The sequence below is a fragment of the Hydrophilobacter chitinilyticus genome, from assembly GCF_049860745.1.
In the GTDB taxonomy this organism is placed as follows: Bacteria; Pseudomonadota; Gammaproteobacteria; order Burkholderiales; family Burkholderiaceae_C; genus Rhodoferax_B.
The window spans coordinates 2,437,026-2,458,152 of the sequence record NZ_CP187561.1; the positions used below are offsets into that span (position 1 = coordinate 2,437,026).

General features: G+C 59.7%; 21 protein-coding genes. 15 read left to right on the forward strand and 6 right to left on the reverse strand.

Annotation, left to right across the window (positions count from 1 at the left end):
* Nucleotides 1–12 precede the first annotated feature (12 nt).
* Nucleotides 13–282 (forward strand): hypothetical protein, encoded by a 270-nt coding sequence (locus tag ACPWMG_RS10905; protein ID WP_483304659.1) that lies wholly within the window; start codon nt 13–15, stop codon nt 280–282.
* A gap of 620 nt (nt 283–902) precedes the next feature.
* On the opposite strand, the gene ACPWMG_RS10910 is transcribed toward ACPWMG_RS10905, so the two are convergent.
* Nucleotides 903–1,220: a Mor transcription activator family protein gene (locus tag ACPWMG_RS10910; protein WP_483304660.1), complete on the reverse strand. Its 318-nt coding sequence runs from the start codon at nt 1,218–1,220 to the stop codon at nt 903–905.
* Between the two features lie 375 nt (nt 1,221–1,595).
* On the opposite strand from ACPWMG_RS10910, the gene ACPWMG_RS10915 reads away from it, so the two are divergent.
* The gene (locus ACPWMG_RS10915) at nt 1,596–2,417 is read left to right on the forward strand and encodes a hypothetical protein (RefSeq protein WP_483304661.1); all 822 of its coding nucleotides are present in this window, start codon (nt 1,596–1,598) and stop codon (nt 2,415–2,417) included.
* Nucleotides 2,418–2,420: 3 nt separating this feature from the next.
* On the opposite strand, the gene ACPWMG_RS10920 is transcribed toward ACPWMG_RS10915, so the two are convergent.
* Entirely contained in the window at nt 2,421–2,588 is a 168-nt protein-coding gene (locus ACPWMG_RS10920; protein ID WP_483304662.1) for a DUF4113 domain-containing protein, read from the reverse strand.
* Here ACPWMG_RS10920 and ACPWMG_RS10925 point away from each other — a divergent pair, their 5' ends adjacent.
* The 9 genes from ACPWMG_RS10925 (at nt 2,589) to ACPWMG_RS10965 (ending at nt 11,356) form a co-directional block, all read left to right on the forward strand.
* A complete protein-coding gene (locus ACPWMG_RS10925; RefSeq protein WP_483304663.1) occupies nt 2,589–2,786 on the forward strand; it encodes an SOS response-associated peptidase family protein in 198 nt (65 codons plus the stop codon).
* 135 nt (nt 2,787–2,921) lie between these two features.
* A complete protein-coding gene (locus ACPWMG_RS10930; RefSeq protein ID WP_483304664.1) occupies nt 2,922–3,251 on the forward strand; it encodes a hypothetical protein in 330 nt (109 codons plus the stop codon).
* 1,209 nt (nt 3,252–4,460) lie between these two features.
* Complete coding sequence (locus tag ACPWMG_RS10935; protein WP_483304665.1) at nt 4,461–4,691, forward strand: hypothetical protein; 231 nt, start codon at nt 4,461–4,463, stop codon at nt 4,689–4,691.
* Between the two features lie 5 nt (nt 4,692–4,696).
* Nucleotides 4,697–4,921 (forward strand): hypothetical protein, encoded by a 225-nt coding sequence (locus ACPWMG_RS10940; protein ID WP_483304666.1) that lies wholly within the window; start codon nt 4,697–4,699, stop codon nt 4,919–4,921.
* Between the two features lie 282 nt (nt 4,922–5,203).
* Nucleotides 5,204–5,953 carry an electron transfer flavoprotein subunit beta/FixA family protein gene (locus tag ACPWMG_RS10945; protein ID WP_483304667.1) on the forward strand — a complete coding sequence of 250 codons (750 nt, stop codon included), beginning with the start codon at nt 5,204–5,206 and terminating at the stop codon, nt 5,951–5,953.
* Nucleotides 5,954–6,108: 155 nt separating this feature from the next.
* Nucleotides 6,109–7,041, forward strand: coding sequence for an electron transfer flavoprotein subunit alpha/FixB family protein (locus ACPWMG_RS10950; protein ID WP_483304668.1), 933 nt, complete (start codon nt 6,109–6,111; stop codon nt 7,039–7,041).
* Nucleotides 7,042–7,178: 137 nt separating this feature from the next.
* Nucleotides 7,179–8,969, forward strand: a complete 1,791-nt coding sequence (locus tag ACPWMG_RS10955) for an acyl-CoA dehydrogenase (RefSeq protein ID WP_483304669.1) — start codon at nt 7,179–7,181, stop codon at nt 8,967–8,969.
* A gap of 102 nt (nt 8,970–9,071) precedes the next feature.
* Complete coding sequence (locus tag ACPWMG_RS10960; protein WP_483304670.1) at nt 9,072–10,025, forward strand: NAD(P)H-dependent flavin oxidoreductase; 954 nt, start codon at nt 9,072–9,074, stop codon at nt 10,023–10,025.
* Between the two features lie 194 nt (nt 10,026–10,219).
* Entirely contained in the window at nt 10,220–11,356 is a 1,137-nt protein-coding gene (locus ACPWMG_RS10965) for an acyltransferase family protein (RefSeq protein WP_483304671.1), read from the forward strand.
* Here ACPWMG_RS10965 and trhO read toward each other — a convergent pair whose 3' ends face one another.
* Nucleotides 11,357–13,003, reverse strand: a complete 1,647-nt coding sequence (gene trhO / locus ACPWMG_RS10970; RefSeq protein ID WP_483304672.1) for an oxygen-dependent tRNA uridine(34) hydroxylase TrhO — start codon at nt 13,001–13,003, stop codon at nt 11,357–11,359. It lies immediately after the preceding gene.
* Nucleotides 13,004–13,272: 269 nt separating this feature from the next.
* On the opposite strand from trhO, the gene ACPWMG_RS10975 reads away from it, so the two are divergent.
* From ACPWMG_RS10975 to ACPWMG_RS10990, 4 genes are read left to right on the forward strand one after another with little or no spacing between them, the layout of a single operon-like run.
* Nucleotides 13,273–14,001 carry a hypothetical protein gene (locus tag ACPWMG_RS10975; RefSeq protein WP_483304673.1) on the forward strand — a complete coding sequence of 243 codons (729 nt, stop codon included), beginning with the start codon at nt 13,273–13,275 and terminating at the stop codon, nt 13,999–14,001.
* Between the two features lie 19 nt (nt 14,002–14,020).
* On the forward strand, nt 14,021–14,311 hold the full coding sequence (locus tag ACPWMG_RS10980; protein ID WP_483304674.1) for an HPr-rel-A system PqqD family peptide chaperone: 291 nt from the start codon (nt 14,021–14,023) through the stop codon (nt 14,309–14,311).
* Nucleotides 14,308–15,225, forward strand: coding sequence for an HprK-related kinase A (locus tag ACPWMG_RS10985; protein ID WP_483304675.1), 918 nt, complete (start codon nt 14,308–14,310; stop codon nt 15,223–15,225). The genes ACPWMG_RS10980 and ACPWMG_RS10985 overlap by 4 nt, the downstream gene beginning before the upstream one ends.
* Complete coding sequence (locus ACPWMG_RS10990; RefSeq protein WP_483304676.1) at nt 15,222–16,376, forward strand: nucleotidyltransferase domain-containing protein; 1,155 nt, start codon at nt 15,222–15,224, stop codon at nt 16,374–16,376. Before ACPWMG_RS10985 ends, ACPWMG_RS10990 begins: the two co-directional genes overlap by 4 nt.
* Before the next feature lie 81 nt (nt 16,377–16,457).
* Here the strand turns inward: ACPWMG_RS10990 and cobA are convergent, their stop codons facing one another.
* From cobA to ACPWMG_RS11005, 3 genes are all read right to left on the reverse strand, one after another.
* Nucleotides 16,458–17,300, reverse strand: a complete 843-nt coding sequence (gene cobA / locus ACPWMG_RS10995; RefSeq protein WP_483304677.1) for a uroporphyrinogen-III C-methyltransferase — start codon at nt 17,298–17,300, stop codon at nt 16,458–16,460.
* A 27-nt stretch (nt 17,301–17,327) separates the two neighbouring features.
* Entirely contained in the window at nt 17,328–18,257 is a 930-nt protein-coding gene (gene ybiB / locus ACPWMG_RS11000) for a DNA-binding protein YbiB (protein WP_483304678.1), read from the reverse strand.
* 63 nt (nt 18,258–18,320) lie between these two features.
* Nucleotides 18,321–21,125 (reverse strand): nitrate reductase, encoded by a 2,805-nt coding sequence (locus tag ACPWMG_RS11005; RefSeq protein ID WP_483304679.1) that lies wholly within the window; start codon nt 21,123–21,125, stop codon nt 18,321–18,323.
* Nucleotides 21,126–21,127: the final 2 nt, after the last annotated feature.

Genomic DNA, 21,127 nt, shown 5'->3' on the forward strand with positions numbered 1-21,127 from the left:
GTAAGAGTGAATATGTCTGTTCTTGATGCATTGCCCCCTGACGAACTGCTCGCAGAGACACCGGTCTCCGGCATGACCGCCGCCCAAGCTGCCGCACGCGTGATGCGCCCCGTGGTTTCCCAAGAACAGACCGGCAGCAAAGGTCTCGACGGCAAGCTGCTCTACCGCTCGGTGGTCACGCATCAAGCCGTGACGGAAAGCGAAGTCTTGCGCTTTAAAGATTACGGTACCCACGTGGTGGTGGTCACGACAGACGGCCAGAAGTTCAGCAGCGCCGGATAGTGACTTCAGATTGCCACGTTGGACGGCAAGCACCGTCTTTCGCTGCCGAGTGCTTCGGGTATGTGGGGAGGTGATCGTTTTGGCAGCGATGCTGGGGACGAGAAAAAATTGGGTCGCTAGATTCGGCGCGGTTTTCACGGGTATGTGAGCCTTTTTGGCGCTGACGGTGGGTTTGTCACGAAATGGGACGTTAGGGCTACCAAAACGGCCAATTTGGGCTCAGAGTAGGCCAGTCTGCATGGATCGTCGCTTGGAGCTGTTCAACGGGCCTTACTGCCCGTTTCCATTTGGAAATCAACGAGTTGGCTGTGCGCTTGAGGGGCGATGATGTCAGTCGCGCGTCAAATTTCAGCAGGTTTAAATGCTCTGTAACTCGGACGTTCCGAACTCGGACAGCAGAACACGTCCGAGTTAATTTTTTTCAATCGTGGCAATGGGTTAGCGGTATTCAACCTTGCGCTCGACGACGTCCGAGTTATGTGAACTCGGACGCAGTCTCAGCCTGAGTGATGGTTAAAGTCGGACATCAAAACAAAACACGTCCGACTTTAACTATTGGGTCCGAACGCGCCGAATCGGGCGATATGCCCAAAAGTTAAAGCGAATGAAAAAGGGACGACTCAGCCGAAACGCTGCGACTGATGGACGTTTGCGTCGGGCGCACGGCCGACGATATTCCAGATTTGGCGTTCGGTCAGATGGTTTTCTGCGGCCAAGGTGCTAGCCGACTTGGGGCCGATTTGGGCGCGAATGCGTTGGTCACGGAGGTGGCGAAGCGCGACCACTGCTTTCGGGATGTCGAAGTGGTCTTCTCGGCCGTATACCGCACTCAAATTTCTGAGATTCTCATAGCCGATCAACTGAGCCAGTCGATGGTCGGGTGTGGGATGCAGCGGAATATAGAGGCGTCGCCCGCCATATTCGGCAACCACCGTCATCGTGGCTGGCTGGCTGGCAGACCGACCAGCTGTGGCTGTATTTCGATCCCGTTCATCAAGGGCTGGCAGGTGATGACGCCAGGAGCTAAACCGTTTACCGAGTTGGACATCAAACTGCGACGGCAGAAAAGCCCAGTTCGACCAGATGGCCAAGCGCCAGGGTTTGAGTAAAAGTTAAAGCACCAGAACGGCGCTCATGAAAATCCGGGCTGTGGCGCTTTAACGTATTTCTATGCACCCACCGGGTTGAGCCGAGGCGTAGCCCGCTTTAAACATGCTTCAACTGCTTGCCGTGTTCCACTTATGATGGTTAGCCCCTGCGATATAGCTGGATCAGTGGTTGATCCTTATCTTGGTCGGTTGACAGATATGCATATGGATAAAACGGTCAGCCAGAAACTTTGTGTGTTTTGCGGTAAATGCGCTCCTGACGTAAAAATGTCTAAAGAACATGTACTACGTGCGTACTTCGCAAAGTTTTTTCCCGGGGCGGGAGAGAAGACAGTTTTTAATCAACGTTTTGTCGCGATCGACGGCTCGTTAAAAGATATTGGACGTTCGATTCCCAACAATCCGTTCACACTTACTGCTAACGATGTCTGTAAGCCCTGCAACGAGGGTTGGTTGAATACCGAGGTTGAAGTTCCTGCGCAGGATGTGTTGCTGTCACTGATGTTTGGGCGGCAAATTACGCTTGATAAACAAGCCATGAAGTCAGTTGCGCTTTGGGGTGCGAAAACGGCAGTTGTTCGGGGCCTAATTGACGCAGGGGAACGAGTGATCCCTCAGCATCACTATCGTTACATCAAAGAAAATCTCGCACCTCCACCAGGCACTTTTGTGTGGGCAGGGTTTGTAGATTTCGACGCAAAAACCTTTACTCGTCATTTGCGTTTTTCTTTAATAGAGGAAGGAGGAACCAGAACACACTTCTGCCACGTGACCACCTTGGTCCTGGGAAATCTAGCCCTGTTCGTCCTAGGTAATTCTCGACCGGAGGACTCCCACACGTTGCAGAGAGTTGTCCGCAAGCTTGACTCCGAACAACTGGTACGTGTCTGGCCAGAGTCTGTGACTGTCAATTGGCCCCTTGTGCCCATGCCATTAGCCTGGGCATATTCATTGAGTCGTGATGCCTTGCCTGAGGATTTGGATTTCGAGGGACATCCCTTTCCGACATTGGAATATCGCGGCTGACGACTATGCTCGTGCGACCGGCATCTCTTCCCAGACGGTCGTGTAGTTGGGCGTTTTCCGCTCCTGCCGCATTCCCCACTCGCGGTGAACACCCTCGAAGCCCGTGCTGGCCACGTGCACAGTGCCACGGCCGAAGCGATTTATGAGCCCGATTGGCGCTCTGGAGTGCACGTGCCGACTCGGATTAGCCGCAAGGATTGCAAGCCGTTGGGAGTAGCTGGGCTTTGGGATTTATGGCAGTCGCCCAGTGGCCCGTTGCTGAGTTGCACCATGCTGACCATCAACGCTGATAGTCATGCCCTGATGAAAAACATGCACCGTGAGGGTGAAGAGAAACGCATGGATGTAGCGTTGCCAGACGACACCTAGGATACATGGCTAGATGCAACGGTAAATAAAGCCATGAGTTTTTTTGGTGCAGTATCCAGCAGTATTGTTGGATGTCGTGGGGCAGCCTAAAAGCGCCGTCAGCCAGGGGGCGAAAACACCTTAGGAGCAAATTCGATGAGCTGGAAAAAAGTAATTGCGGAATGGTGGGACGACTGGGAGGACGCAAGGACGCTTTGGCTTGCTTTGTTGGCCCTTCTGCTGCTCTCTTCGTCGATACCTTTAGCGATTTATGGGGTTCATGCTTACTTAGGGCTGGGTTGGCCTCTGACCATCCTTTTACTAGTGAATTCCCTTTTAGCCATGATGTTGCTCGGATATGCAGCCCCCATTGCCAGTACAGCTTCATTAATAGTGGCCACGGTTCTCTGGCTATATAACGGCTTCCTCCTAATTTTGCTACTCGCAGGAGCAATTTACGGGGGCTACTTATTTTTTAAGCCTTAGAGCTTTTGTCTTGGCCACTGCTTGTTCTTTACACAAAGCATATTCAAATGTTTTCAGAATCAAGATGCGCAATCGCGAGGCGTGTTGTTATGTGAGTAGGTAGGCTGTAACTTCCAGAAATTTAAACCATCTCTGCGTGCTAAAGCGTTTCTCTGTTCAAGAGATATCGTTGATCTTCTGAAAAATAACGATAAGAAAACTGTTAACCAATCTAAACGGAGATCTAATTTGACTCGAATCGATTTGTCAGGGCAGGGGCACTGTGTGCTCTGTGGATTTTTTGGAAAGTTGACTGAGGAGCATGTGTTTGCCCAATGGTTGGGGAGGCGGTCACCGAGCCTTCACCGCCAAAGCGCGTCACAACTTGAAATTCTTGGCAAGGAGACAGAGGTTCTCCACGATTTTCCTCCTAATGAACAGGCAGTCGCAGTTTTATGTAGCAAGTGCAATAACGAATGGGGGAGTCGTTTGCAAAATAAAACTACTCCGATTCTCAGTCGATTAATTGCAGGAAACTGGTGGCAAATGAGTCCTGCAGAAAGATCACAGTTGGCGCGCTGGCTAACTTGCTTTGTTATGATTCGAGAGTTTGTCCATAGTGAACTGGTCTCTATTCATCAAGACGAGCGAGAAAGATTTAGAAAGACGAGCATACCTACTTCCGGGACTGAGATGTGGATGGCTCCTTTCAAGGCGAGAGCAAACCACTATAGAAGTTGGCATAGTGCCTTCAGGGTAATGCGGGAGGGTGGGAGTAAACCAGAGAGATGTAATGCTCACTTCACCATGCTCGCCGTTTCGCAAGTTCTCTTCTTCGTTTTTGGAACCTCTCATGCTGAGTCGTTAACGCCTGACTCGGCGTGGCGAGGTGAGGTAAGAAAGTGCATGATGAACGCTGGTCTAATACAACTTTTCCCTGTAGTGCGAGAGATTATTTCTTTGCCTAGGGTCCTAGCCGATGAAGAATTCGAACAACTGAAACTATCCGCACTGCAATCAATAAATAAGCCCTTTCCGCGTAAGCTTTCTGAGCATGGAAAAGGTTGAAATGCACGATAGCTAGATAACGCTTTCGGAAGCAATAACTGGTCGCCTGTTCGACGTTGTGATAGTCTAAAAAAGCGATTTTCCCTTGGGGCTGAAGCGTTTCAGCCTTAGCCAAAGTGCCACCCCGGCGCAACGTTCACTCCATCCCAACCCGGAGTGAACATGGCAGAAACCACCACCAAAGAACTGACAGCCACCGAAGCGGCCAAGCGCGTCAAGCGTCCTGTGACCACCACCGAGGTAATCGGTAAGGACGATCTGGGCGCGGACATCGTCAAGAAGACCACCAAGCAAGTCAGCGTGGCCGCCGCCGAAGTGCTGGCGTTCAAGGACTGCGGCGACACCGTCGTGGACGTCACCACTGACGGCCAAAAGTTCAGCTCGGCCGACTAAGCCACATGAGCCGGAAGCTAATTCCCTCTGCAAGCTTTGAGCAACTGACCGAGGCGGTGACCACGGAGTACGGCCAGCTCATCGAGCTGGTGCGCCAGGCGGTAGCCGCCAAGGCCCGCGCCGTGCCAGGTGGGGCCGACTACTACGTCGATGTGCGCGGCATCTGGCCCGACCGCGTGGTGGTGTCCTTGCGTGGCCGTCTGTACGCCTACTGCCAAAGAAAACGTTAATCACTGCCAAAGGGCGCGGCGCGCTTCAGGCGCGCTTCATCGGGTAAAGGTGTGTTTCATGTTGTCCGGTAGGCGATAGAAAAGCTTGCCCCGACCCGTTCGCCCCCTATAATCAACGTTAGAAAAGAACGACCGTGCTTTTTTGTGGCTTGAGGTATCTGATGGTTCACCCATGGTGAGCCGGCATACGTCAAAGGCTCTCAGGCCGCTATTTGGGCCGGGCATAAAATCCGCGGTGGAAACTCGCTGTTCAATCATCAATAACTCTGTGGAGCCGAATTCATGAAGGTCCTGGTAGCCGTAAAGCGTGTGGTCGACTACAACGTCAAAGTACGTGTGAAGTCCGATAACACTGGGGTAGACATCGCCAACGTCAAAATGAGCATGAACCCCTTCGACGAAATTGCCGTTGAAGAAGCCGTGCGGCTCAAGGAAAAGGGCGTGGTCACTGAAGTGATCGCAGTGTCTTGTGGCGTGACCCAATGCCAGGAAACCCTGCGCACCGCCATGGCCATCGGCGCCGACCGTGCCATCCTGGTGGAGAGCACCGAAGACCTGCAGCCGCTGGCGGTCGCCAAGTTGCTCAAGGCTCTGGTTGAAAAAGAACAACCCGGTCTGATCATCCTGGGCAAACAAGCCATCGACGACGACAGCAACCAAACCGGCCAAATGCTGGCTGCGCTGGCCGATCTGCCGCAAGCCACGTTCGCCAGCAAGGTCGAATTGGCCGACGGCAAAGGCACCGTGACGCGCGAAGTCGACGGTGGCCTGGAAACCATCTCTTTCAGCCTGCCGGCCGTGGTGACCACCGACCTGCGCCTGAACGAGCCACGCTACGTCACGCTGCCGAACATCATGAAGGCGAAGAAGAAGCAGCTCGACATCGTCAAGCCTGAAGACCTGGGCGTCGACGTGACCCCGCGCCTGAAGACGCTGAAGGTCAGCGAACCACCGAAGCGCAGCGCCGGCATCAAGGTGCCTGACGTCGCCACGTTGGTCGCCAAGTTGAAGACCGAAGCGAAAGTTATCTAACACCCCCAGTCTGCGCGCACTGCGTGTCGCTTCGCCAACCCCCTTGCAGGGGGCAACACCAGTGGCCTGGCAAAGCCAGTTCCACGGTGTTTTCGGTAGAGGCAGGCCCGCCATCGGTGCCCCGCTAACTTGCTAAAGGACTTAGGAAAGACATCATGACTGCTCTCGTAATTGCCGAACACGACAACGCGTCCATCAAGGGCGCAACCCTGAACACCGTGACCGCCGCTGCCCAGTGCGGTGGCGACGTGCACGTGCTGGTGGCCGGCGCCAATGCCGCTGCTGCCGCTGCTGCTGCCGCACAAATCGCTGGCGTGACCAAGGTCTTGCACGCCGATGCACCTGGCTTTGAACACGGCCTGGCCGAAAACGTGGCAGCGCAAGTGTTGGCTGTGGCCTCCGCCTACAGCCACATCGTGTTCCCTGCCACTGCCTCGGGCAAGAACATCGCCCCGCGCGTGGCCGCCAAGCTTGACGTGGCGCAAATCTCCGACGTGATCAAGGTCGACAGCGCTGACACGTTCGAGCGTCCGATCTACGCCGGTAACGCCATCGCCACCGTGCAAAGCGCCGACGCCACCAAGGTGTTGACCGTGCGCACCACCGGCTTTGACCCCGCGGCTGCCACCGGTGGCTCTGCCGCCGTGGAAACCGTGACGGCTGTGGCCGACTCTGGCAAGTCCACGTTTGTGGGCGCCGAGATCGCCAAGAACGACCGCCCTGAACTCACCGCCGCCAAGATCATCGTCTCCGGTGGCCGTGCCCTGGGCAGCGCCGAGAAGTTCAATGAAGTGATGACGCCATTGGCCGACAAGCTGGGCGCCGCACTGGGTGCTTCGCGCGCTGCAGTGGACGCAGGTTACGCACCGAACGACTGGCAAGTGGGCCAGACCGGCAAGATCGTGGCGCCGCAGTTGTACATCGCCGCTGGCATCTCGGGTGCGATCCAGCACTTGGCCGGCATGAAGGACAGCAAGGTCATTGTGGCGATCAACAAAGACCCTGAAGCGCCGATCTTCAGCGTGGCCGACTACGGCCTGGAAGCAGACTTGTTTACCGCTGTGCCTGAACTGGTGGCAGCGCTCTAAGCAAGACTCGCGGAGAAAAGGCATCGCGTGCGGTGCCTTTTTTTTCACCGCTTTTTCTGATTTCTCGTTTTTCGACCCCGTTTTCGCCTCTTTCGACCCCCGCCTTCTCGATTTTCCAGCCTCCCGGAGACAAAACCATGAGCTACACCGCCCCACTCAAAGACATGTTGTTCAACATCCAACACTTGGCGAACATCGAACAAGTGGCGCAGATGCCGGGTTTTGAAGATGCCGGTTTCGACACCGCACAAGCCGTGCTGGAAGAGGCAGCCAAATTCACCGGCGGCGTGCTCGCGCCGCTGAACTTCGAGGGCGACAAGAACCCGTCGAGCTGGAAAGACGGTGTGGTCACCACCACCCCAGGCTTCAAGGCCGCGTTCAAGCAGTTTGCCGAAGGCGGCTGGCAAGGCCTGCAACACCCGGTGGACTTTGGCGGCCAAGGCCTGCCCAAGACCATTGGCGCGGCCTGTATCGAGATGACCAACAGCGCCAACCTGAGCTTTGCGCTGTGCCCACTTCTGAGCGATGGCGCCATTGAAGCCCTGCTGACCGCTGGCTCGGATGAACTCAAGGCCACCTACCTCGAAAAACTGGTGAGCGGCGAATGGACGGGCACCATGAATCTGACCGAACCCCAAGCCGGCAGCGACCTGGCCATGGTGCGCAGCCGTGCCGAGCCCCAGCCCGACGGCACTTACAAGGTATTCGGCACCAAGATCTTCATCACCTACGGTGAACACGACATGGCCGAGAACATCGTCCACCTGGTGCTGGCCCGCGTGACCGGCGCGCCCGAAGGCGTGAAGGGCATCAGCCTGTTTGTCGTGCCCAAGTTCATGGTCAACGCCGATGGCTCGCTGGGTGCGCGCAACGACGTGCACTGCGTCAGCATCGAACACAAGATGGGCATCAAGGCCTCGCCCACCGCCGTGCTGCAGTATGGCGACCATGGTGGCGCCGTGGGCTACCTGGTGGGCGAAGAAAACCGTGGCCTGGAATACATGTTCATCATGATGAACGCCGCGCGCTACGCGGTGGGCATGCAAGGCATTGCCGTGGCCGAGCGCTCGTACCAACAAGCCGTACAGTTCGCCAAAGACCGTGTGCAAAGCCGCCCGGTGGACGGCTCCATCGCCGCCAGCGCGCCCATCATCCATCACCCCGACGTGAAGCGCATGTTGATGACCATGCGTGCCTACACCGAAGGCTGCCGCGCCATGGCCAGCGTGGCGGCTGCGGCCTACGACGCCTCGCACCACCATGCGGACGCCGAAGTGCGTAAACAAAACCAGGCTTTCTACGAATTCATGGTGCCGCTGGTCAAGGGCTACAGCACCGAGATGAGCCTGGAAGTCACCTCGCTCGGCGTGCAAGTGCATGGTGGCATGGGTTTCATTGAAGAAACCGGCGCAGCGCAGCACTACCGCGACGCGAAGATTCTGACCATTTACGAAGGCACTACCGCCATCCAGGCCAATGACCTGGTGGGCCGCAAAACGGCACGTGATGGCGGCCAGAACGCCAAGGCCATTGCCGCCCAGATCGAGAAAACCGAAGCCGCTTTGCGTGAGCAGGGCGGGGCCGATGCAGTGGCCGTGGCCAACCGTCTGTGTACGGCGCGCCAAGCCTTCCTGGAAGTGGTGGACTTCATGGTGGCCAATGGCCGCAGCAACCCCAATGCCGCCTATGCGGGCAGCGTGCCTTACCTGATGCTGGCCGGCAACCTGATGGCTGGTTGGCAACTGGCGCGTGCGCTGCTGGTCGCGGAAGACTTGAAGGCCAAGGGTGAAGACCTGCCTTTCATGCAGGCCAAGATCACCACCGCACGCTTCTATGCCGACCACTTGCTGAGCAAGGCACCAGCGGTGCGCGACAGCATTGTGTTTGGCGCCGAGAGCGTGACCGCGCTGGCGCTGGAAGCGTTCTGACCACTGCTTGATTTGCTATTGAAATAGAAGCTGTCTGCGCTTAGGTGACAAGCGTTGTAGGCTTATTGGGCTTATAAAGTAATAACACGAACAGGAGATCAAATGTCGAAATTGCCTGCCGCGCTGAGCGGACTGTCCCTTCCCGTGATCGGCTCGCCGCTGTTCATCATCAGCAACCCCAAGCTGGTGATCGCGCAATGCCAAGCGGGCATCGTCGGCTCCATGCCCGCTTTGAATGCCCGCCCGGCGGCACAACTCGAAGATTGGTTGGCCGAGATCACCGAGACCCTGGCGGCCTACAACAAGGCCAACCCCGACAAGCCCGCCGCGCCGTTCGCCATCAACCAAATCGTGCACAAGTCGAACGAGCGGCTGGAGCACGACATGGAAATGTGCGTGAAGTACAAGGTGCCGATTCTCATCACCTCGCTGGGTGCGCGTGAAGACGTGAATGCGGCTGCGCACAGCTATGGCGGCGTGGTGCTGCACGACATCATCAACAACAAGTTTGCACGCAAGGCGATCGAGAAGGGCGCCGACGGCCTGATCGCCGTGGCTGCCGGTGCGGGTGGCCACGCGGGTGTGAAGAGCCCATTTGCGTTGATCCAGGAAATTCGCCAGTGGTTTGATGGCCCAGTCGCCCTGAGCGGCGCCATTGCCAGCGGTGGTGCGGTGCTGGCGGCCCAAGCCATGGGCGCAGACTTTGCCTACATTGGCTCGGCCTTCATTGCCACCGAGGAAGCGCGCGCCAGCGACGCCTACAAACAAGCCATTGTGGATGGCAACTCTGACGACATCGTCTACAGCAACCTGTTCACCGGCGTACACGGCAACTACCTGGCACCGTCGATCCGTGCCGCTGGACTCGACCCCGAGCACCTGCCCGAGAGCGATCCCACCAAGATGAACTTTGGCGGCGACGCGGCCAAGGCCTGGAAAGACATTTGGGGCTGCGGGCAAGGCATCGGCGCAATCGATAAAATCCAGAGCGCTGGCGAACTGGTCGCCCAGTTACGCCGACAATACGAAGAAGCGCGCGCCCGTTTATTGGGTTGAGCGCAACTTTGTAGACCAGCTCTTAGAGCAGCGGGGCGCTTCGGCGCCCCTTTTGACGTTTGTTGCGTTCTGCTTTTTCTGCTTTCTTTTGTTGATTCCCATCGGGCCGTCTCGTTCACGTTTGTTCGCGTTTTCGTTTGCGTCTGCCAGGATCAGTGTGTGCTGCGGCACAGCTTTTGTTTGAGTCGTTTTTTATGCAGCGTGTAGCGAACCGCGTGCCCTTGTTTGACGTGGTCAAGGGCCTGGCCTGTTGTTTGATTGTGTGGCATCACTTGGCGTTCTACGGGCCGATGTCTGACACCGCTTACCCCTTGGTGCCCAAGTTGATGCAGTGGCTGTACGACTACGGCCGCATGGCGGTGCAGGTGTTTTTGGTGCTGGGCGGCTACCTGGCTGCAGCCAGCCTGGCGCCTAACGGCCAGGCACGCGACACTGCGCCGCTGGAGCAAATCGGCCGTCGCTACTTTCGGTTGATCTTGCCTTACATGGCCGCGCTCGCCGTATGTGTGGTGGTGTCTGCAGGCATTCGTGCCCTAGTGCCAGGCCACGTGGCGCTGGCGGTGCCTGGTTTGCCGCATATGTCGCAACTCATCGCCCATGTGCTGCTGATGCAGGACACGCTGGGTTATGAGGCTTTGTCGGCCGGCGTGTGGTACGTGGCCATCGACTTTCAGTTGTTTGTGTTGGCTGTGGGCGCATTGGCGTTGGCGCGTTGGCTGCAGACGTTACGCCCCGGTGCTAAGGGGCTGGAGCATGCCGCGCCCATGGCGGTGCTGCTGCTCACAGTAGCCTCGTTGTTCTGGTTCAACCTCGAGACCGAGCTCGACACCACCGGCTTGTACTTCATGGGCGCTTACGGCCTGGGCATGCTGGCGTATTGGAGCCGGCAGTGGGCACGCCCCATGCTTGGCTTCTGGTTGCTGGCAGGTTTGGGTTCAATAGCTTTGTGGCTGGATTTCCGTGGCCGCATTCTGGTGGCGGTGCTGAGTGCCCTGGCCCTTTGGGGCGTGGGCATGGTGCCAGCATTGCGGCAGTGGAACGGCCTGCGACCTCTGCAGCGCTTGGGGCAGATGTCGTACTCGGTGTTCTTGATCCACTTCTCGGTGTGCTTGCTGGTCAACCAGTGGGTGGACGCCATGTGGCCCGAGTTGCCATGGCACAACCTGGTCGGCATGGGTCTGGCGTTTGCGCTGTCACTGCTATGCGGCCGTGGGCTGTTTGTGCTGGTGGAGCAGCGCAGCCACAAGCTTCAGGCGTCTTCGTTGCACATGCCCGCAGGTGGCCTGTTGGCGCTTTCGGTGTTGTTCGCTGCAGCGCAAGCGCTGCCCTGATCAGCGCGCGGGAAACCGTACGCCAGGCGTGCCCGATTGCCAGGCCGGCAGTTTGTGCATCACGCTGGCCAACAGGTCTGACGCTTCCCACTGCTGCAGCCAACGCGCCAGGGCCGGCCAAGCTTGGGCCTCAAACCATTCCGGCTCGACGCGCGCAAACTGGCGTACGAAGGGCGCAATCGCCATGTCGGCCAGCGTGGCATGGGCGCCAAACAAGTACCGCGTCGCCGTGAGACGGGCTTCCAACTGCGTCATCAAGAAGTCCGAAGCGGCAGTGCGGTGCTGTGTGGCAAAGTCCGCCGGACTGTTTTCGGCATGTTCATCGACATAGCGCTGCGGGTACTTGTAGCGGTCGAGGTGTCGCTTGAACGCGCCGTCGACTTCGGCGATCAACTGCTCCATCTGCTGCAGTGTTCCGTCGGTGGGGGCAAGCCACTGGTGCGGATCGTTTTTCGCCAAGGCCCAGCGCATGATGTCCAGGCTCTGCTCCAGCAATTCGCCACTGGGCAGCACCAGTACGGGGACCGTGCCTTTGGGTGACGCGGCCAGCATTTCTTCGGGTTTGTGGCGCAGCACGACTTCACGCAGTTCGACGCGCTGGCCGCTGGCCGCCAGGGCCAGGCGCGCGCGCATGGCGTAGGGGCAGCGGCGAAAGGAGTAGAGCACTGGCGCCGCTTCATGGGCTGGCTCGGACTCATCTGGTACTTCTTTGTGGTGAGAAGCCAGCTTGGCGCCCAGATGGGTTTGCTGGCGCGTTTCGGCCAACGTCATTTGGCGCTCGCGTTCGCGCAAGGCTTGAAGTTCGCTGTCGCTGCGCGTGCCATGGCAGTGGGCGCAACTCACGCCGCGTTCATACAACGGCGAGGCGCGGTCGCTTGCGCTCAACGGGTAGCGGCAGGAGCGGCAAAGCGAGTAGTCGCCCGGCGTGAGTCCGTGGCCCACCGACACCCGTTCGTCAAATACAAAACACTGGCCTTCCCAAATGCTCTCGCTCTCGGGCACCGTCTCCAGGTATTTCAGGATGCCGCCTTCCAGGTGGTAGACGTCGTCAAAGCCTTGGGCTTTCAGTAGGGCCGTGGATTTTTCGCAGCGGATGCCGCCGGTGCAAAACATGGCGACCTTGGGTTTGCCGGCCAGTGGAGCACCTGGCCCGGAGGCTTTTTCTACCCAGTCGGGCAGTTCGGTGAAGCTGCTGGTATGCGGATTGAGGGCACCGCGAAAGGTGCCGATGGCAACTTCATAGTCGTTGCGGGTGTCCACCAAGATGACGTTGGGATCGGCCAGCAGGGCGTTCCAGTCTTCGGGTTTGACGTATTGGCCGGCTTGCTGCGTGGGGCTGACGTCGGGGCGGCCCATGGTGACGATCTCACGCTTGAGGCGCACTTTCATGCGGTAAAACGGTTGCTTCGCGGCCCAGGCTTCTTTGTGTTCCAGGCTGGCCAAGCGGGGATCGGCGCGCAGCCAGTCGAGTGCGGCACGCACGCCTGCAACCGGGCCGGCGATGGTGCCGTTGACGCCTTCTTGCGCCAGCAAGATGTTTCCGACCACCTGGTTGGCCTCGCATACCGCCAGTAGCGGTGCACGCAAATCTTGAAAATGGTCAAGTTCGGCGAACTTGTAAAACGCAGCGGTCAGGAATTCGGTCATGGGAGCCGAAGTTTAAGTGAGCCGCCTTGGATGCCGCCTGCATAGGGTTGTCGATTTTTCTTACATGTTGCTGTAAGTGCGATTGCTAGATGTGGTTAATTTGGAAAAATATTTATATGAATCATGATCTTATGTACTCTGTTTGATCTCGGCATAAAATGTGCTTAATTGTTTCTGAGCTCGGTTTTCTCTGGCTCTGCGGAGACATGTAAGGGTTACCGCATCCGGCGAATTGCCCACCATAAAAGTTGCGATCCATGAGGCCTGCTATGAATGACACGAACCAAGATTCGACTCCAGAAAGCGTCGTAACCCCCGCTGCCAAGCCGGTGGTGAAATCTCCATCGCGTCGTCGCCTCATCAAGCTCGGCACCGCTGGTGTGCCTGTCGTCGCCACATTGGCCAGCAGCCCGGCGATGGCTTGGCATTGCCGCACGGCTTCGGCTTGGGGCTCCAACATGGACGACACCAAACTGACGGCCAGCCAAAAAACCAATCCGGCGCACGATGGCACGGCGGACGAGTGCTGGGCGATCAACGACTGGTGCAACAATCTGGAGCGTTCTGCCACAGGCACCAAGGGCAAGCCATGGGATGCGCTGCACACCAACATTTGTGGCAGCAAGCTCTTGCCGACCAAGGACAGCAAAGGTAAGACCATTGCGACAGCCGATCGTTATAAGTACGTGACGGTCGACATGCTGGTCAACGCTTGTGGTGGTCGTGTTGTCAAACCGGCGAACTGCAACGGCGCCTCCATGGTCGTGACAGTGCTGGCTAACGCGGGTGATGACTTCTCGCGTTGTCTCCTGGTGGCGCAGTTGAACTACTTGTTCCCCACCAATGCCAACAAAATTCAGTGGTGCGCAAAAAATGCCAAGGGTGAAAACCAGTTGCCCAAAATGGCGACCGGCAGCTATCAACCCAACGGCATTGGCACACCATGGGACAAAACCAAGATCGTCAAGTATCTGCGCAACAACTACATGTCGATCTGACGCGCTCCGGTAGGCAGCCATGCAAATGACATGGTCAACGGCTGCTTTGCAGCCGTTGCTGTTTAAACAGTGGGAGGAAGACGAGCAAATCGTCGTGTTCAACCCCAGCGCGGGTGATACCCATCTCGTTGATGAGTTTGGTATGGCGTTGTTGCAGTGCCTGGAAACTTCGCCGCATACAGTCGATGCCTTGACGGCAGAGCTGGCGGAGTTCTTTGAAGACCACAATGCTGACAAAATCGCAGACTACATCGACGCCACGTTGCGTCGCTTTCAACATGTTGGTCTTGTGATTTCTGCCTCGCATTGAAAATTTCAGACTTTTCCCCCAACGATCTGGCGCAGCAACTGCGCCGTGGCGACCTGCTCATCGACTTGGGCCCACTGGTCGCGCGCCTCAAGTCCAACGTGCCGCATCTCCATCACGAGATTGCCGACATGTACGCTGACTTCAACGTCTGCTCCACTGACAGCTTTGCCGACTTCCACGTCGAGATCGACTGCGAGCGGCAATTGCAGAGCGGCTTCAAACGCCAGGCGATTTTTTATGTGGATGGCCGTCGCTTCTTTGTGCCACTGACGCTCGGCCAGGCATTTGCCGGACTGGAGTGGGGCATGAACTGGTGCATCACTTCTGTCAGCCACCAGTACCTGATCATCCATGCGGCAGTGATCGAGAAAAACGGCCGTGCCGCGTTGTTGCCGGCACCGCCTGGCTCGGGCAAGAGTACGCTGTGTGCGGGCCTGGTGATGCGTGGCTGGCGCTTGCTGTCGGATGAACTTGCGCTGTACGACATGGCCACCGGGCTGGTGCACGGCATGGCGCGGCCCATCAATCTGAAGAACAAGTCGATTGACGTGGTACGCGCATTTGCACCCCACGCCCGCATGACCAAGCCGGTGCCCAACACCACCAAGGGCACCGTCGCCTTGCTGGCGCCGCCTGCTGAGAGCGTGTTGCGCCACCGCGAGCCCGTGCGCCCGACCTGGATCGTGCTGCCGCGTTATGTGGCGGGTGCCGAGCCTAACCTGCAGCCGCACAGCCGGGCACAGACCTTTTTGTTGTTGGCCGAGCAGTCGTTCAACTACCACATCCATGGCCAGCGTGGCTTTGAGGCTGTGGGGCGGTTGATTGACAGCACACAGTGCTTTCAGTTCAGCTACAGCCGTCTGGACGACGCCCAACGCGTGTTTGATGCTTTGGCAGAAGCTCCCGCCGCATGAGCACGCCCCATGACCTCATCACCCGTGCGCTGCTAGAGCCTGGCAGCGTACAAACGCTCTCACCTGCGCAATGGGATCTGCTGGTGCGCCAGGGTAATCGCGCCAATTTGCTCGCCAAGCTGGCCCATGTGCTGGACGGTGCGTCACTATTGGACGACGTGCCCGCCAAGCCGCGCAACCACCTGGTGGCTGCGCGCTGTTTGTCAGAACGCCAAGCGCACTCGGTGCTGTGGGAAGTGCATTGCCTGCGCAACGAAATGGCCGATGCCGAGGTCCGCACCGTGCTGCTCAAAGGTGCTGCTTATGTGGTCGCGGGCTTGCCTGCCGCGGTAGGGCGCACGTTCTCGGACATTGACATCCTCGTGCCGAAAGACAAGTTGGAAGCCGTGGAAATGGAACTGGGCGTTTTTGGCTGGCGCGGCACCCACCATGATGCTTACGACCAGCGCTACTACCGCCAGTGGATGCACGAGATCCCGCCGCTGCGCCATGCACAGCGCGGTACCGCGCTGGACGTGCACCACACCATCCTGCCCGAGAGCGCACGTGTGAAGGTCAACACACCGGCGTTGATGGAGGGCATCGTGCCAGCCCCCGGCATGCCGCAATACCACGTGCTGCAGCCGTGGGACATGTTGCTGCACAGCGCTACACACCTGTTCCATGAAGGCAACTTTGACAGTGGCCTGCGCGACCTGTTCGACCTGGATGCCTTGTTGCGCCACTTTGGCCAGCAGCCTGGTTTCTGGGATGGCTTGGTGCCGCGCGCAAAGGTGCTGGGGCTGACGCGCCCGCTGTTCTATGCGTTGCGTTATACCGCCATGATGCTGGGCACGCCAGTGCCAGCACAAGTGCAAGCCGCTGCCCAGGTGGGAAGCCCCGCATCGTGGACTCTGGCTTTGATGGATGCTTGCTACACCCGTGCATTGCGGCCGCAGCACGCCAGCGTCGACACCGTTGGCCGGTTGGTCGCGCGCTTCGCTCTGTATGTGCGTTCACACTGGATCCGCATGCCAGCGTGGCTGCTGGCTTACCACCTGGGCCGCAAAGCTTTCGTTCGACCCGAGGTGCAAGAGGCGCAGAAGGTGGACGACGACGAAAACGAAGAAAAGCAAAAAGCGCCGCAGCAGGTGGCTGCTGAACGGCGCTGACGCCCTGTACGGCGGATTGCGAGACATCTCGGGCCCTCGCATTTGAGCCTGGCAGCGAAGCCGGACCCGAATACAGCCGTTTTACGCAGCGCGAATCACCTGTGCCAGGCTTGCCGTTCCGGTCTTTTGGTCGACATGTCCGGGCAACTGCACGGCCTGCAAACCGCGCAACACATCACCCACCACAATCACCGATGGACTGCCCAGACCTTCTGCCTGGATGGTGTGCTGCAGCGTTTGCAGCGTGGCCACAGCGTGGCGCTGCGTGGGCAGCGTGGCGTTCTGGATGATGGCCACCGGCGTCTCAGCCGGCAGGCCGGTCAGCAATTCGTCTTGAATACGTGCCGCGCCGCTCACACCCATGTAGATCACCAGCGTGAGGCGGGCGCTGTGCGCGGTGGCGGCCAGGGCGCGCCAGTCGGTGCCGTCGTCGCCGGGCTTGGCGTGGCCGGTGACGAACACCACGCCGTGGGCGTGGTCGCGGTGGGTGAGAGGAACACCGATGGACGTGACCGCCGCCAGGCCCGACGTGACGCCGTTGACCACGTGCACCACGATGCCGGCTTCACGCAAGGTCTGCACTTCTTCGCCGCCACGGCCAAAGATGAACGGGTCGCCGCCTTTGAGGCGCACCACGGTTTCGCCTTCTTTGGCGGCCATGACCATCAGCTTTTCAATGAAGGCTTGCGGCGTGGACTTGCAGCCGCCGCGTTTGCCCACGTGCACGATGCGCGCGCTAGGCGCGGCCAAGGCGGCGATCTCGTCGCTCACCAGGTCGTCGACCAGCAGCACCGTCGCGGCCTGAATGGCCTTCAATGCTTTCAGCGTGAGCAACTCCGGGTCACCAGGGCCGGCGCCCACCAGGGTGACGGTGCCGGGCTGGGCTTGGGTGGACGGAGTGGTGAGGAAGGACAGCGTGTTCATGGTGGGGCTCTTCTACGGCTGGGCGGCTCAGGCGGGCTGCGTTTCGCGGGCAGCGATTTGTTGGGTGAGGTGCACGATGTGCGCCACTTGCTGGGCGATGGGTGCGGGCACGGGCAGGCTGCCCGCCATCACGGCGCGGATGTAGCGCGCCGTGATGGCGGCATCGATCTCTTTGGGCAGGTCAGGCACCGTGGCGATTGAGCCAGCTTGGGCCTCTTGCAACACCGTCGCCTGGCCGCGTACAAAGCCGGTCATCTGCGGTGTGCGGCGTGGGTCGGCCACCACTTCGCCTTCGGTGCCGCGCAGCAGCAAGGCGTTGCTCTGCATCAGCTCAAACGTGGCGGCCATGCTGATGGCGTATTCGGGGTGGGTGTAGCTGCCGACGACCAGGCTGTTGCCGGTGGTGGGCGCCATCAGCTTCACCAGGCTGTGCGCCGGGTTTCGCAGACCAACGACGCGGCGCACGTCTAGCAGGCGCTTCAGGCCGGGGCACAGCAACTCGGTGGCGGCAAAGACCAATTCGCCATCTGCTATAGGACTGATAGCTGTTGCCGCAGGTCTATCAAGCGCTGCGAGCACATTTTGCACTGAAACGCGTGTGGATTCGGTGGCCGTGCCGTGGATCAACACTGGCAAACCTTCGCGGGCCAACAGCAGGCCCAGCAGCGGCGTGAGCACTGGCAGCTTGCGTGCGCCGTTGTAGCTGGGCAGCACCACCAGCGGGCGGTCGGTGGGCGGCACGGCATTGAGGCGTGCAGCGGTGGCGTCCAGAAAGCCCGCCATCTCGGTGGCGGTTTCACCCTTGATGCGCATGGCCAGGCAGAAGCCGCCGATTTCCAGGTCGGTCACGGTGCCGTCGAGCACCTGGCCGAACAGGTCTGTGGCCTGCTCGCGCGTGAGCGGGCGCGCGCCGTCTTTGCCGCGGCCGATTTCCTTGATGTATTGGCTGATTCCCATGGGTGCTGATTGTCGTGGATCGCTGATGACTTTTGGTTATGTACCGAATTGCACCCTGATCATTCAAGCGACTTGGCGCAGCGGCGCGATGGAGCGCACCAGCCGCCGCACTTCCGGCAGGCAAGAGCCGCAGTTGGTGCCGCACTTCAGCAACTTCTGCAGCGCTTGCAAACGTTGTTCGTCACTGCCGCCCATCTGCGCCAGCGCGCAGGTGATGGCTGGCTCGGACACGTTCAGGCAGGTGCACACCTGGCGTCCCTTGGCCTGCACCGCCACGGGCGCCTTGGCGCCGGGCACCAGCAGCAGGCGGCCGTAGGCTTGGGCGGGCAGCTCGTCTTGCAGCAGCGGTTTGATCCAGCTCTCGGCGCTGGTGTCGCCGGCCAGCACAAAGCCGGTGAGTTTGGTGTCGTCACCCTCGCGCGCGCGACGCATGGTGCGGCGCTGGCCTTTTTTGCGGTCGGCGTAACGCAGCAGGTCTGTGCCGGTCAGGCCCAGCAGGTGTTCGATGCGCTCCACCAACTCATCGGGCGCGGCTTCGTAGTTGGCGGCGCGGAACAGCAGGCCGCTGCGCTCGCGGCCAAACGGCACACAACTGGCGAACGCAAAGCGTGGCATAAGTGCGCGCAAGGCTTCACGTGCGGCCAGCACCTGGTCGTCTGGCAGCCAGGCCACGCCCAGCAGCGACCAGGGCATGGTAGCTTTCAAGATCTTCACCGCCGTGTGTTTCAGCTCGGGTTGTTTCGACGTGGGGCAGTAGGCTAGCGTGGTGAGCGCGTTGATGCCTGCCAGGCGCTCGCCGTTGTTGCCCTGGCCGCTCACGCATTCTTCGCCCCAGTGCATGGCCACAAAGGCCTGGTGCGGCGTCACTTCGGTGCTGGCTTGCGCGGGCAGCATGATGGAGCCACGGCGCGAGGTGATGTGCACCAAGTCGCCATCGCGCAGATCGCGTTGCGCCATGTCTTGCGCGTGTAGTTGCACCACCGGTTCGGCCACGTGGCCGAACAGGCGGCCAAGCGTGCCGGTGCGGCTCATGCCGTGCCACTGGTCGCGCAGGCGGCCGGTGTTGAGCGAGAACGGGAAACGCACCTCGCGCGGCTCGGCCACGGGGCGGTACTGGGTGTTGGCAAAGCGGGCGCGGCCGTCGGGTGTGGGGAAGATGCCGTCTTCGTACAAACGTGCGCGGCCCTCTGTGGCACCGGCAGGCATGGGCCATTGTTGCGGGCCAGCAGTATCCAGCAATTCGTAGCTCAGGCCGGTGATGTCGAGGTCGCGGCCTTGGGTGCTGGCGCGGTGCTCGTTCCACACCGCTTCCGGGTCGGCGTAGGCGAACAAGCTTGGCGCACCGGGGCGTAGTTTTTTCTCCAGCCGTTGTGCAAAGTCGGTGGCAATCGACCAGTCGTGGCGCGTGGCGCCGGGTGCGGCCACGGCAGGGCGCACGCGGCTGATGCGGCGCTCAGAGTTGGTGACGGTGCCGGTTTTTTCACCCCAGGTGGTGGCAGGCAACAGCAGGTCGGCATAGGCGCAGGTGGCGGTGGTGGCAAAGGCCTCTTGCACGATGACCAGCTCGGCACGCTGCAGCGCGCGGCGCACGGTGGCCTGGTCGGGCATGCTTTGCGCGGGGTTGGTGCAGGCAATCCACAGCGCCTTGATTTCGCCATCGGCCACGGCCTGGAACATGTCGATGGCCGACTTGCCTGGTTTGGACGGCACATCGCTCACGCCCCACAACGCAGCCACTTCGGCACGGTGCGCGGGGTTGGCCATGTCGCGGTGCGCGCTCAGCAGGTTCGACAAACCACCGACCTCGCGCCCACCCATGGCGTTGGGTTGGCCGGTGAGCGAAAACGGCCCCGCACCGGCGCGGCCGATCTGCGCGGTGGCCAGGTGCAAGTTGATGAGCGCGGCGTTTTTATCGGTGCCGCTGCTCGACTGGTTGAGCCCCTGGCAATACAGGCTGAGCGTGGCGCCCGAGGTGGCAAACCACTGTGCCGCGGTGCGCAATTGTTCTTGGGTGATGCCGCACTCGGCCGCCACACGTTCGGGCGTGTCATCGGCCACGGTGGCTTGCAGCGCTTCAAAGCCGTTGGTGTGTGCGGCGATGTAGTCGGGCTTGGTCCAGCCTTCGGCCAGCATGATGTGCAGCATGCCGTTGGCCAACAGCACATCGGTGCCGGGCTGGATGGGTAAAAACAGGTCGGCGGTTTCGGCCGTGTCGGTGCGGCGTGGGTCGACCACGATCACCTTCATCTTCGGGTTGGCGGCGCGCGCATCTTCAATGCGGCGAAACAGAATCGGGTGCGCCCAGGCGGTGTTGCTACCGGTGATGAACAGGCACTGCGCGTGTTTGAAATCGTCGTAACAAGCGGGCGGTGCATCGGCCCCCAGCGTGGCCTTGTAGCCGGCCACGGCGCTGCTCATGCACAGGCGCGAATTGGTGTCGATGTTGTTGGTTCCAATCAAGCCCTTGGCGAGTTTGTTGAAGACGTAATAGTCTTCGGTGAGCAACTGGCCCGAGATATAGAAGCCCACGGCGTCGGGGCCATGTTGCTGCACGATGCTGGCGAACTTGTCGGTGGCCAGATCGAGCGCGCTGTCCCACGTCACAGGCACAGGTGCCTGGCCACGCTGCAGGCGTTGCATGGGTTGCAGCAGGCGCGTTTGCAACGTCACGTTGGCGCTGGCGGTGTGGTGCAAGGTCGAGCCCTTGCTGCATAGGCGGCCGAAGTTGGCAGGGTGGGTGGGGTCGCCACGCACGCCTATGATCTGGTCGCCTTGCGCCTCGATGATGACGCCGCAGCCCACACCGCAATAAGGGCAGGTGGATTTGGTTTCGGTCGCGAGCGGAGCGTTCGGGGGCAATGTGGTCATCG